The organism is Candidatus Coatesbacteria bacterium (assembly GCA_014728225.1).
Classification (GTDB): Bacteria; RBG-13-66-14; RBG-13-66-14; order RBG-13-66-14; family RBG-13-66-14; genus WJLX01.
Window position 1 is genome coordinate 25,399 of record WJLX01000053.1, and the last position, 11,751, is coordinate 37,149.

The 11,751-nt window shown below is 66.6% G+C and carries 12 protein-coding genes; 8 read left to right on the top strand and 4 right to left on the bottom strand.

Going from position 1 to position 11,751, the window contains the following annotated elements; all coding sequences use genetic code 11:
• The first annotated feature begins 197 nt into the window (after positions 1–197).
• From GF399_04260 to GF399_04275, 4 genes are read left to right on the top strand one after another with little or no spacing between them, the layout of a single operon-like run.
• A complete protein-coding gene (locus tag GF399_04260; protein MBD3399527.1) occupies positions 198–1,220 on the top strand; it encodes a peptide chain release factor 2 in 1,023 nt (340 codons plus the stop codon).
• On the top strand, positions 1,213–2,235 hold the full coding sequence (locus GF399_04265) for a restriction endonuclease (GenBank protein MBD3399528.1): 1,023 nt from the start codon (positions 1,213–1,215) through the stop codon (positions 2,233–2,235). Before GF399_04260 ends, GF399_04265 begins: the two co-directional genes overlap by 8 nt.
• A 6-nt stretch (positions 2,236–2,241) precedes the next feature.
• Positions 2,242–2,655, top strand: a complete 414-nt coding sequence (locus GF399_04270) for a hypothetical protein (GenBank protein ID MBD3399529.1) — start codon at positions 2,242–2,244, stop codon at positions 2,653–2,655.
• Positions 2,656–2,661: 6 nt separating this feature from the next.
• Positions 2,662–3,687 (top strand): hypothetical protein, encoded by a 1,026-nt coding sequence (locus GF399_04275; GenBank protein MBD3399530.1) that lies wholly within the window; start codon positions 2,662–2,664, stop codon positions 3,685–3,687.
• A gap of 328 nt (positions 3,688–4,015) precedes the next feature.
• On the opposite strand, the gene GF399_04280 is transcribed toward GF399_04275, so the two are convergent.
• Together GF399_04280 and GF399_04285 are read right to left on the bottom strand one after the other, a co-directional pair.
• Entirely contained in the window at positions 4,016–4,774 is a 759-nt protein-coding gene (locus GF399_04280) for a hypothetical protein (GenBank protein MBD3399531.1), read from the bottom strand.
• 109 nt (positions 4,775–4,883) lie between these two features.
• Complete coding sequence (locus GF399_04285) at positions 4,884–5,849, bottom strand: ROK family protein (GenBank protein ID MBD3399532.1); 966 nt, start codon at positions 5,847–5,849, stop codon at positions 4,884–4,886.
• 90 nt (positions 5,850–5,939) lie between these two features.
• Here GF399_04285 and GF399_04290 point away from each other — a divergent pair, with 90 nt between their 5' ends.
• Positions 5,940–6,542, top strand: a complete 603-nt coding sequence (locus GF399_04290; GenBank protein MBD3399533.1) for a hypothetical protein — start codon at positions 5,940–5,942, stop codon at positions 6,540–6,542.
• 320 nt (positions 6,543–6,862) lie between these two features.
• Here the strand turns inward: GF399_04290 and GF399_04295 are convergent, their stop codons facing one another.
• Positions 6,863–7,423 carry a DUF3093 family protein gene (locus GF399_04295; protein ID MBD3399534.1) on the bottom strand — a complete coding sequence of 187 codons (561 nt, stop codon included), beginning with the start codon at positions 7,421–7,423 and terminating at the stop codon, positions 6,863–6,865.
• Positions 7,401–7,712, bottom strand: coding sequence for a metalloregulator ArsR/SmtB family transcription factor (locus GF399_04300; GenBank protein ID MBD3399535.1), 312 nt, complete (start codon positions 7,710–7,712; stop codon positions 7,401–7,403). Before GF399_04300 ends, GF399_04295 begins: the two co-directional genes overlap by 23 nt.
• A 405-nt stretch (positions 7,713–8,117) precedes the next feature.
• Here GF399_04300 and GF399_04305 point away from each other — a divergent pair, with 405 nt between their 5' ends.
• From GF399_04305 to GF399_04315, 3 genes are all read left to right on the top strand, one after another.
• On the top strand, positions 8,118–9,623 hold the full coding sequence (locus GF399_04305; protein ID MBD3399536.1) for a GAF domain-containing protein: 1,506 nt from the start codon (positions 8,118–8,120) through the stop codon (positions 9,621–9,623).
• An 88-nt stretch (positions 9,624–9,711) separates the two neighbouring features.
• Complete coding sequence (locus tag GF399_04310) at positions 9,712–11,148, top strand: aldehyde dehydrogenase family protein (GenBank protein MBD3399537.1); 1,437 nt, start codon at positions 9,712–9,714, stop codon at positions 11,146–11,148.
• A gap of 46 nt (positions 11,149–11,194) precedes the next feature.
• Entirely contained in the window at positions 11,195–11,566 is a 372-nt protein-coding gene (locus GF399_04315; protein MBD3399538.1) for a hypothetical protein, read from the top strand.
• Positions 11,567–11,751 lie beyond the last annotated feature (185 nt).

Genomic DNA, 11,751 nt, shown 5'->3' on the forward strand with positions numbered 1-11,751 from the left:
CCAGCCGCGACGTAGGGGAGAAAGCGTCGGGCGGTTTTTCCCGGGTCGCCGGCGGCCTCCAACCACGGTTGACCACTCGCAGCCAACCTTCTCCGGGAGCCCATAGATGAGCGACTTCGCCGAAACCGCCGAACGCGCCCGCCTCGCCGTCGCCGACCTCTGGGGGTGCCTTTGACCCCGAGACCAAGCGCGAGCGGTTGGCGGAACTGAATGAACGGATGAGCGCCCCGGACTTCTGGGACGATCCGCAAGCGGCGGGCAAGCTTTCCGCCCGTGCCTCGCGCCTCAAGGAGGAGCTCGAGCGGGCCGACAGGCTGCGTGCCGAGCTTTCCGACCTCGAGGAGCTCGGGGCCATGTCCCTCGAGGAGGGGGACGATGACGAACTCGGCCAGGTCGTCGACGGTCTGGAGAATCTGACCCGGCGGGCCGAGAAGCTGACCGCCCAGGCGTTGCTGTCCGGCGAGTACGACGACGAGGACGCCATCGTCGAGCTGCACCCCGGCGCCGGGGGCACCGAATCCGCCGATTGGTGCGAGATCCTCTACCGGATGTACGTGCGATACTGCGAGCAGCGCGGCTGGAAGGTCGAGCTGCTCGAGCTGGCCCCGGCCGACGAGGCCGGGCTCAAATCCGTCACCATGGCCGTCCGCGGCGAGCTGGTCTACGGCCGCCTCAAGGGTGAGATCGGCGTCCACCGCCTGGTGCGCATCTCGCCCTTCGACGCTTCCGGCCGCCGTCACACCTCCTTCGCCGCCCTCTACGCCTATCCCGACCTGGACACCGACGTCGAGTTCGAGATCAGCCCCGCCGACCTGCGCATCGACGTCTTCCGCGCCTCGGGCCACGGCGGCCAGTCCGTCAACACCACCGACTCCGCCGTGCGCATCACCCACAAACCCACCGGCATCGTCGTCAGTTGCCAGAACGAGCGCAGCCAGCACGCCAACCGTGATTACGCGATGAAGGTCCTGCGGGCCCGCCTGGCCGATCATTACCGTCGCCAGCGCGAGGCCGAGCTGGCCGACTCCAAGGCCGACAAGAGCGAGATCGCCTGGGGTCAGCAGATCCGCAACTACGTTCTCCATCCCTATCGGCTGGTGAAGGATACCCGTACGGGTTGTGAGACGGGCAGCGTCGACGCCGTTCTCGACGGCGACCTCGAGGCCTTCATCGAGGCCTACCTGCGCTGGGTGCACAAGAAGGAGAAAAGCAATGGCTGAACGAGCTTGGATGGTGCGTGCCGGCAGGGATGCGATTCTGGCCGACCAATTCGAAGAAAAAGAACTGGTTGCCATTGGCCATGATCTCGATGATATAAATGACTACAATGACCTACTGGCTGTAAAATCTGCATTAAAGAAACGGTTTCCAGAAGCAAAAAGAATGCAGATCGCAGTTTGGGCGGGCCAATTGTGGAGGTTGGCCAAGGAGATCGAGCCGGGCGATTATCTCGTTACCTATCTACCCGCCAGTCGAGAGTATTTGATCGGGCAAGCGGCCGATGGATACCAATACGATCCGAAAGCCATCGACGAGTATGAAGGCGAATACCCGCATATTCGCAGAGTGGAGAGCTGGCGACGGGCGGATCGAGACCTGCTTTCCCAATCCGCCCGAAATACTCTTGGTGCGATTTCAACACTTTTCGAAGTAACGAAAATCCTTCCAGAGTTACTGGCGGTGGCCGAGGGTCAAGCAGCCACAGAAATGGACCAACCAGAACCCGAAGAGGAAGAGGACGAAACGGCAATCGACTACTATGAGGATGTTAAGGCTCGAAGTGACGAACTAATTGGAGACTTGCTGGCCCGCCTCGACGGTTACGAGTTCGAGGATCTTACCGCTGCTTTACTACGGGCGATGGGCTACTACGTCACCCAAAGCGCCAAGGGGCCTGATCGCGGCGTTGATATCCTGGCCGGCCCCGATCCGTTCCACCTGGAACAGCCTCGGATAAAAGTACAGGTAAAAAAGCGCGAGAGTGCAGCCGACAGCAACATGATCCGCAGTTTTATCGGCATCCTACAGTCCGAAGACCGCGGCCTTTTCGTCTCCTTCGGTGGATTCTCCAAGGATGCCCGTATCGAGGCAGAACGCTCCAACCGACCGATAACCCTTCTCGACCGCTTGGAGTTCACAAGACTCTTACTCGAGCATTACGAGAAGCTGGAGCCGGAGTACCAACGCCAGATACCCTTGAAACCCGTCTATCTTCCTACTACGACGACAGAGTAACGATTAATGCCCCCCCAAACACCCTGGTACCGTCTGCTGCTCTACTTCGCCCTGGGCTTCGGCGCGGCGGCGGCGTTGGTGCTGCTCTGCGAGGCGGGCGCCGAGCCGGCGGTCACGGGGACGGTCTACGACGCCCCGACCAACGCCCCGCTGCCGGGGGCCGAGGTGACCATCTGGCCGCTGGCGGTGCCGCCGGGCTACGATCCGGTACGGCACAGCGCCGAGAGCGGCCCCGACGGAACCTTCGCCCTGGAGTTGAACGAGGAGCGCTTCCCCGCTAGAATCTACGTGCGCTGCGACGGCTACCTGCCCCGGGAGGTGGTGGTGGCCGAAGGCGGCGTCGTGGCCGTGGCCCTGGAGCGCAACGCCGACGGGGCGGTCCCCCTCACCGATCAACCAACGGCATTCGAGGAGCGCTGAGACGCGATGTACGACATCGGACGCACCCCCCAGCGGATTCTGGTCTTCGTCAGCTCGGATTACGAGATCCAGCGCCGGGTCGTCGCCGACATCCGCCGGTCCATCGCCCTGACGGGGGGCTCGGACCTGGACGGCGACGGGGTTCCGGACATCACCGTGGTGCCCAGCCGGGACCGGGCCCATTTCTACGATGAGCTGCCCCAGGCCGACGTCTTCTTCGGCTGGTCGATCGACGAGGAGAAGCTCAGGGCGGCCGAGCACCTGATGTGGGTTCAGCTCGCCGGGGCGGGGATGGAGCACATCCCCCTCGAGGCGATCGCCAACCGGGGGATCATCCTGACCAACGCCCACGGGCTGCACTCCGTGGCGGTGGCCGAGCACGCCCTGGCGCTGACCCTGGCGCTGACCCGGCGGCTGGAGCTGCCGCTGTGCCGCAAGCGGGAGCGCGTCTACAGCCGCGAGGGTGTGGCCCTGCGCCAGACGGAGCTCTGCGGCAAACGGGCGGGGATCCTGGGCTTCGGCAGCATCGGCGTCGAGATCGGTCGCCGGCTGGCGGGCTTCGGCGTCGAGGTCTGGGCGATGGTCAAGGTCCCGCGCCTGGTGCGCGAGGCGACGCGGGTCTTCGGCCCGGGGGACTGGGAGGAGTTCCTCGGCGGCGTGGACATCATCTACAACTGCCTGCCCCTGTTGCCCGCGACGGAGAACTGGCTGGACGCCGAGAAGCTGGCCGCGGTCAACAAGGGCGCCCTGCTGATCAACGTCGGCCGCGGCGGGACCGTCAACGAGGGAGAGCTGATCGCGGCGCTGGAGAAGGGCCGCCTCGACGGCGCCGCCCTCGACGTGACCCGGCGGGAACCCCTGCCGGCGGACTCGCCGCTCTGGGAGGCGCCCAACCTGATCATCACCCCGCACACGGCCAGCCTGACCCGGCAGATGTACGGCAAGGTTACGGCGCTGTTCAACGACAACCTGCGGCGCTACCTCTCGGGGCGGGAGCTGGTCAACCTGGTCCACATCGGCCGGGGGTACTAGGCCGCGGGGGCGGATACGGCGGTTGTGCGAACCGCTGCCCCACATCGGGGGGATGTTAAAACACAGGGGCGCTGAGTCACCGGTCGCCCGTCCTGCCGGCAGAATAACCATTCGCTGGGGCCGACTTTAAGTCGGTTTGATCGACACCCTCTCCCCAGAGGGACACAGAGAGACATCGATACCACTTTGTGGGGGATAAACGTCCTCCGTCGCCCTTTTTCATCGCATCGAGGAAACAAACGGGAGGACCTCAAGGTCCTCCCGTCCACGATTCAGAGCAATAATGCCGGTCCTGGGAGAGGAATCGGCAATCACTCGGCCAACCACATCAGGCCCAGGGATCGAAAACGCCCAGCAGGATCAAGGCCGCCCCGATCACGCCCAGCACGGGCACCAGCACCCGCCAGAGCTTGACCCGGCCCTCGAGACCCTCGACGAGTTCGCGCTCGCTCTTCAGGCTGATGATGTAGCGGTCGTCATCACCGCCGGTGGCCTGCATGGCCAGGGCGCCGCCGCGGTCGGTGACGTGGCCCAGGGCGTAGACGGGGACGTCCAGGGGCACCAGCCATTCCTGCTTGCGGTAGCCGAGGACGCGGTTCTCGCCGTAGCCGGGCTCCTTCTCGAAGCGGTCGTAGACGACGTGGGCGCCGATGATCTCGGCCCCCTCGGAGCGCACCGGGATCCGGCCGGACTCGTCGGTGACGTAGAAATCGCTGCGATCGGTCTCGTCGGAGACGGTCTCCCAGATCTGCTGGACCTGCTTGCGCCGACGTCCCTTGTTGTCGGTGGTCCAGCGGGTCTCCTGGCGCTGGCGCTCGACGACGGAGCGGTACCACACGCCGCGCTTGCCCGACATCGGCGCGGTGACCGGATCGTCGGCCTTGATGACACCCTTGAGTTCGCAGGGGAAACTGAACTCGCCCTCGAGCATCTCGTCCTGGGTGGTCTGGTAGACCTCGCGGATCTCCTTGGCGCTGTAGGTCTCGGTGCCGATGATCTTCTCGCGTTTGCGCTTGGCGGCGCCGAGTACGAAGAAGCCGACGACGGCGATCAGCAGGCTGAGCCCGCCCCCGATGTAGAAACCCATCTCCCATCTCCTTTGCTGACGGTGGTGTGATTAATATAAGGCCTTGTTGGACGACGACTTGACCGTGAAACGCGGCGTCGTCGTGTGTGACAGGATCATCCGCTGGTATTCAGTTATCAGCGACGAAAACGCCCCAGGCGGCCGCGGCGGATCCGATGACGGCCGCCCGCCAACCCAGCTCGGCCCGGACCAGCCTCAGCCGCGGCCGCGGCGGGAAGAGCGCCCCGGCCAACACCTCGCGCGTGGCGGGCAGGAACAACTCCCCGGCGGCGGCCAGACCACCTCCGATGACCACCAGGTCGGCGTCGATCAGGGTCAGGGCTCGGGCGATGCCCACGCCGAGCCAATGGCCGGCCCGGCGGAACAACCGCCGGCAAACCTCGTCACCGGCCTCGGCGAAATCGGCCAGCAAACGACAGTTGATATTCTTCGCTTCACCGCCCGCGGCGGCCAGCAGACCGGCCAGCTCACCGGAACGGGCCAGCTCCGTCGCCCGACGGCGCAGGGCTCCGGCGGAGCTGAAGGCCTCCAGACAGCCGCGACGACCGCAGGCGCAGACCGGGCCGGCGGGATCGACGAGCAGATGGCCCAACTCGAGGGCGTTGCCGTGGGCCCCGAACAACGGTCGGCCGTCCTGGAGCGCCCCGCCGCCGACGCCGGTCCCCAGGGTCAGGCCGAGGACGTCGTCGCAACCGGCGGCGGCGCCGCCCCAGGCCTCGCCGAGGACGAAGGCCGTCCCGTCGTTGAGCAACTCGACGGGGACCTCGAAGGCTTCCTCGAGCAGGGCCGTCAGCGGGACGTCGTGCCAGGCGCTCAGGTTGACCGCCCCCTGGATCCGTCCCGCCGGACGCTCCAGCGGACCGGGGGCGCCGACGCCCAGGGCGACGAGTTCGATCTCACCGTCCGCTTCGGCGGACATCGCGGCATAGTCGTCCAGCAGTCGATCGCGCAGCCCCAGGGGGCTCAGGCCGTCACGGTGGGTCAGCCGACGCTCCGTCAGGACCACCCCCCGGGAATCGACCAGCCCCAGACGCAGGTTGGTCCCCCCGAGATCGATCCCCAACACCACGCGCATCGTCGCGGTCTCCTTTACAGTCTTTTACGCCCTTGGTATTCTAGCACCAAAAGCGGCCCGTTTGCAGGACCAACCACGGAGGCGTAACAGATGGCCGACAAACAGGGTGATAAACGCCCCTGCGTCTGGCTGATCGACGACGAGGAACGTAACCACCTCGCCCTCGATGAGCGCCACGGCGAACGCTTCGATATCCGCCACTTCTACGAGCCCGCTGAGCTGCTGGCGGCCCTGGAGGAGGAGCGACCCGACCTCATTCTCAGCGACGTCTTTTTCCTCGAGCCGGGTCGCGACGAGGAGGGCGCCGCCCTGCAAGCCGAAGCAGCCGCCATCCGACGCAAACTCGCGGACTTCGCCGAACGCTACCGCGGCGTCTACCACCCCGCCGGTCTCGAACTGGCCGACAAGCTGCGCCGAGAGTACCCCGGCCTGACCAACGTCGTCTACTCGAACAAGGCCCCGCTGCTCCTCGACAAAGGCGGCTTCTCCCGCATCACCACCGCCGCCGGACCCGTCTGGATCTTCAAGGGCTACGAGAGCGTCGAGGCCGAACGGCTCAAGATCAACGCCGTACTCCAGGGAGCAGAACACCGCAAGCACTACCTGCGGCTGAAAGGCCTGACCGTCATCGTCGGCCTGCTGGCGGCGGCGGCGGGTTGGGTCCTGGGACTGGTCCTCAGCGGAGGATTGTAGGACGCCGATCCGCCGCTAGCAGCTCTACGGGTGGGCCCTGCGGTCCTCCCGTTTTCTTTGTCACCATCCACCACCGGCAAACACCCGCCGTTGAAAAACAGCCCCCGCTGCACACCTAACCGCCGCCGCCCGCCGGAACTGGCACGGTTTTTGCGGAGGCGGACCGTTATCATTCGTCCTAACGGGCGCCGAGATGCAAAAACCGTGCCAGTTCCGGCGGGCGGCGGTATCACGGGTTGGCCGGGGGCTGTTTTTCAACGGCGGGATAAGCCAACGGGGCCGGCGGCCCCGTTGGTTGGTCCGTTAGGTCAGCGGGGGGGTCATTCCCGGGGTTCGATGTCCAGGATGTTGACCAGGCGGGCGGGTTCCCGGCAACTGAAGACGTAGAACTCGCATTCTTTTTCGTCGGACTCCCGCACCTCGAGGCGCACCCCGGGGCCGCCGTCGGTAGCCCAGTAGTAGGTGCCGTCGCGGCCGCGTCGCCGTCCCAGCCCCCGGGCCTGGGAGAGTTGGATGACCGCGGGTTCGGCAGCGCGCAGGTGTTTGCGGCGCAGCTTCTTGCGGAACAGGCCGAAGGCCAGGATCACCCGGCGCTGGGTGACGGTGACGGTCAACTGTGTCAGGTTGACGCCGAAAAACAGCACCGCCGAGGCCAGCAGGGCGAACAGGCCGAAGAGCACCAGCCCTCGGGTGGTGTCGAGCTCGCCGAGGCTGAGCACGACGCCGACCAGCAGTCCCAGGGTGACGAAGACGGTTATCAGGAAGGTGGCCTTGGAGAAGGCGCTTTCCCGGTAGATGACGACGTCGCCGCCGGACCGGGGTTGTTTGTAGGTTTTTTTCTCGCCCACGTCCCGCCCTTTAGGATCCGGCGTCGGGAGCATCCTGACCGACGCCCATGCAGTTGCCGAGGGAGACGATGATCTTGATCAGGTCGGGGTTGGCCAGGGAGTAGCAAACCCGGTTGCCGTCGCGTTCCGAGTTGACGATGCCGTTCTGTCGCAGCACGGCCAGGTGCTGGGAGATGTTGGGCTGCTTCAGTCCGAGCTCTCGGCGGATCTCCTCGACGCAGCGCATCCCCAGGGACAACAGGCCGACGATCCGCAGCCGGGTGGGGTGGCCGAGGGCTTTGAAGTGCCGCGCCAGCTCATCGCATTGCGCCAGTTTCGTCATCCGATTCCTCCCGCTGCGGGGACGGCCCCGTAACCGACGGGGCCCGGGGGTCCAACCGAACCCGGATCGGAGGTGGCCGCATGAAATCCAACCGCCCCTCTACCCGCCGACGCAAACAAAAACCATCGGTGGAAGTATAACGCTTAAGTGCTTTAGAATGTAGGCAATTATGGCCTCTTTGTCAAGCCTTGTCCGCGACGGCCCCGTCGCCGGCGCCCCGGTTCGCTGCGCTCCATGCGCCGGGGAACCGGCACCGGGCGGGTCGGTTATCCGCGCGACGAAGCCCGTGATGAGGCGCCCACACCGACTCGACGCTTGACAAGGCCGGGCGCTTGACCGGCCGCGGCTGCGTCTGTATACTATCCTAGACACCCGACGACGGCCGCTCACCCCAACCCCGGCACCATGACCCGACAGACACCGCGCCTGGAACGCTATTTCGCCGCCACCGCCTCCATCGCCAGCACCCGGGAGGAGGGCAAGCTCCTCGAGGCCATCATCGGCTCGGCCCAGGAGGTCATCGAGGCCGAAGCGGCCTCGGTGCTGATCCTGGAGCCCGACGGCGGCCACCTGCGCTTCGCCATGGCCACCGGCCCCCAGGCCGACAAGGTCCTGCCGCTGCGGGTCCCCGTCGAGGGCTCTATCGCCGGCTGGGTGGTCATCAACCAGCGCCCGTTGAATCTGACCTCGGCCGTCGACGATCCGCGGCATTTCGCCGGCGTGGACACCGAGACGGACACCACCACCCAGAGCCTGCTCTGCGTGCCGCTGATGGTCGACGACGAGGTCATCGGGGCCATCGAGGCCGTCAACAAGCTCGACGGACGGGCTTTCAGCGAAGAGGACGAGTGCTTCCTCAAAGCCATCGCCGTCCAGGCGGCCTACGCCTTGCGGCAGGCCGAGGAGTACCGCCGCCGCCGCGAGGAGCTGGCCCAACTGCGCGAGCAGATCGCCGCCGAGGAGTTCATCGTCGGCCGCGAGGGCAGCCTGGCGCCGATCTTCCAGATCATCGACAAGGTCGCCGATACCAAAACCACCCTGCTGATCCGGGGCGAGACCGGCACGGGCAAGGGCCTGGTCGCCCGGGCCGTCTACCGCGCCGCCCGGCGCTACAACCGCCGCCTGGTGACCGTCAACTGCGCCAACATCCCCTCGGAGCTGCTGGAGACCGAGCTCTTCGGCCACGCCAAGGGCGCCTTCACCGGCGCCGGCGCCAACAAGAAGGGCAAGTTCGCCCACGCCGACGGCGGGACGATCTTCCTCGACGAGATCGGCGACATGGCGCCCAAGCTGCAGACCAAGCTGCTGCGGGTGCTGCAGGAACAGGAGTTCGAACCCCTGGGCTCCAACCGCACCGTCAAGGTCGACCTGCGGGTGATCACCGCCACCAACCGCAACCTGGAGCAGTTGATCGAACAGGGCCGCTTCCGCGAGGATCTCTACTACCGTCTCAACGTCGTGGCCATCGAGGTTCCACCGCTGCGCGAGCGCCGCGAGGATCTGCCCGCCATGGTCGAGCACTTCCTGAAAAAATTCTCCCTCGAGATGAACAAACGGATGTTCAGCGCCGCCCCGGAGGCCCTCGAGGTGATCTACCACTACGCCTGGCCGGGCAACATCCGCGAGCTGGAGAACGCTCTCGAGCGCGCCGTGGTCTTGAACGACGGCGAGAGGCTGCTACCGCAGATGCTGCCGACCCACGTCCGCGGCAAGGCCCGCGAGGCCATCTTCGAGGGCGAGACCCTCGAGGAGGCCCAGCGCAACTTCCGCCGCTGGTTCATCGCCAAGACCCTGGCGGCCCACGATAACAACCAGACCCGGGCCGCCGAGGCCCTGGGCATCCAGCGCAGCTACCTCAACCGGCTGATCAAGCAGCTCGAGATCGGCAGGCTGCTCCAGCGTCGGGACTGACACAGAAAAACCACCGGGAATGCCCGGGGCCGCTGCGACGTAGAATAACAATCGCCCGACCGCCGCCGACAAGGAGGCGACGAAAACCGTGGACGCCGACCTGCGAGCCGTGGCCGAGGCCCGGGAGCTGCTGCGCCGGGCCCGCGGGGCCGCCGACGCCCTGGCCCGCGAGGAGCCCGCCGAACTCGACGGCTACGTCCGCGCGATGGGCGCCGCGGCAGCCGCGGCGGCACGCGAGCTGGCCGAGGCCGCCGTGCGCGAGACCGGTTTCGGCGTCGTCGAGGACAAGGAAACCAAGAACCGCCTGGCCAGCGAGACGCTGACGACGGCACTGCTCGAACAGCGCATCCTGGGCGTGCTGGAGCGCGATCCGGCCCGCGGTGTGGTGACCTACGGCGTGCCCGTCGGTGTGGTGGCGGCGGTCATCCCCTGCACCAACCCGACCTCGACGGCGATCTTCAAGGCCCTGATATCGATCAAGGCCGGCTGCGCCGTGGTGATGAGCCCTCACCCGCGCTCCGTCGCGTGCACCCGGCGCGCCGTCGAGATCTGCCGCGACGCCCTGACGGCGGCCGGCGGCCCCGCCGGCGCCCTGGGCTGCCTGTCCCTGGCCCAGATGGCCGCCACCCGGGAGCTGATGCGTCACGAGCTGACCGACGTCATCCTGGCCACCGGTGGGCTGAGCCTGGTGCGGGCGGCCTACTCCTCGGGCAAGCCCGCCTACGGCGTCGGGCCGGGCAACGTGCCGGTCTATCTCGACCGCTCCGCCGATCCCGTCGACGCCGTCGACAAGATCTTCCGCGGGACGACCTTCGACAACGGCACCGTCTGCGCCTCCGAGCAGGCCCTGGTCGTCGACGAGCCGCTCGCCACCGCACTGCGCTCCGCCGCCGAAGCCGCCGGGGGTTACTTCCTCGACGCCGCTGAAGCCGTCCGCCTGGCCAACTACCTCTTCGGCGGAGGAACCTTCAACGCCGCCGCCGTCGGCCGCACGGCCCGGCAGATCGCCGCCGCCGCCGGCCTCGAGGTCCCGGCGGACACCCGGGTCCTCCTCGCCGAGCCGGACGGCGTCGGTGTCGACCACCCCCTCTCCGGAGAGAAACTCTGCCCCGTGCTGGCCTGGTACGTCGTCGACGGCTGGCGCGCCGGCTGCGAGCGCTGCATCGAGCTGCTGCGCTACGGCGGAATGGGCCACACCCTGGCCCTCCACGCCGCCAACAGCGCCGTCGTCGAGGCCTTCGCCCGCGAGAAGCCCGTCTGCCGGGTGCTGGTCAACACCTGTTCGGCCCTCGGCGCCGTCGGCGCCACCACCAACCTCGAGCCCAGCCTGACTCTGGGACCCGGGGCCTGGGGCGGCTCCTCGACCGGCGACAACGTCAGCGCCCGCCACCTGACCGACCGCAAGCGCCTGGCCTGGGATTCCTCCCTGACGCCGCGAGACGCCGATAAACCAGGCGGAGAAACCATCAGCGACGAGCGCATCAAACGCGCCGTCGCCAAGGCCCTGGACGAACTGGGGCTGTAGCGCCGAGCCGAACCCCTCAATACGAGATACAATCAGGAGGCACCCGATGACCGAACGCTACAGCGTGAACGATGAATTGGCGGTTAAGCTGCCCGCCGAGCTGGAGGAGCGCGTCAAGTCCCTGGCCCTCAACTTCCAACCACCGAAGCCCCGAGCCCGCAAGAAGCCCCCCTCCTTCGCCGACTGGCGGGGCGAGGTGCCGGGGAACGTCGAGCTGCGCGGATTGCTCAAACGCGCCCGGCTGGTCCACATCTGGGGCGAGGGCGATCACCGTTTGTACGGCTATCCCGTCGACGACACCCTGGTGGTCATCGACCTTACCCGGGGGCGCCTGGTCTACTGCGGTGAACCACCGGCCTGGTATCCCGATCCGGTAATGACCGCCTTTGAGTTGACCCGCCCCCTGGGGGAGCTGTAAGCACCTCGGCGGTGACACGGAGCTCTCAACGACGACCATTAACGAAAGGGATACCTTAACGCTTATGGATCATCATATATCGTGATAATCTTGTAGTCACGAGAGTTACCAGGATGCTATCATGCCACAAGTAAAGGAGGCGATGTGGCAGATGGCTTAAAGAGTAATCCCGACAGGCATGTCAA

What these genes read in the sequence shown, in the direction of transcription:
- GF399_04265 (MBD3399528.1), top strand. Translation starts at nt 1,213, where the DNA reads ATGGCTGAACGAGCTTGGATGGTGCGTGCCGGCAGGGATGCGATTCTG.
- GF399_04275 (MBD3399530.1), top strand. Translation starts at nt 2,662, where the DNA reads ATGTACGACATCGGACGCACCCCCCAGCGGATTCTGGTCTTCGTCAGC.
- GF399_04290 (MBD3399533.1), top strand. Translation starts at nt 5,940, where the DNA reads ATGGCCGACAAACAGGGTGATAAACGCCCCTGCGTCTGGCTGATCGAC.
- GF399_04305 (MBD3399536.1), top strand. Translation starts at nt 8,118, where the DNA reads ATGACCCGACAGACACCGCGCCTGGAACGCTATTTCGCCGCCACCGCC.
- GF399_04270 (MBD3399529.1), top strand. Translation starts at nt 2,242, where the DNA reads ATGCCCCCCCAAACACCCTGGTACCGTCTGCTGCTCTACTTCGCCCTG.
- GF399_04295 (MBD3399534.1), bottom strand. Translation starts at nt 7,423, where the DNA reads ATGCTCCCGACGCCGGATCCTAAAGGGCGGGACGTGGGCGAGAAAAAA.
- GF399_04285 (MBD3399532.1), bottom strand. Translation starts at nt 5,849, where the DNA reads ATGCGCGTGGTGTTGGGGATCGATCTCGGGGGGACCAACCTGCGTCTG.
- GF399_04315 (MBD3399538.1), top strand. Translation starts at nt 11,195, where the DNA reads ATGACCGAACGCTACAGCGTGAACGATGAATTGGCGGTTAAGCTGCCC.
- GF399_04280 (MBD3399531.1), bottom strand. Translation starts at nt 4,774, where the DNA reads ATGGGTTTCTACATCGGGGGCGGGCTCAGCCTGCTGATCGCCGTCGTC.
- GF399_04300 (MBD3399535.1), bottom strand. Translation starts at nt 7,712, where the DNA reads ATGACGAAACTGGCGCAATGCGATGAGCTGGCGCGGCACTTCAAAGCC.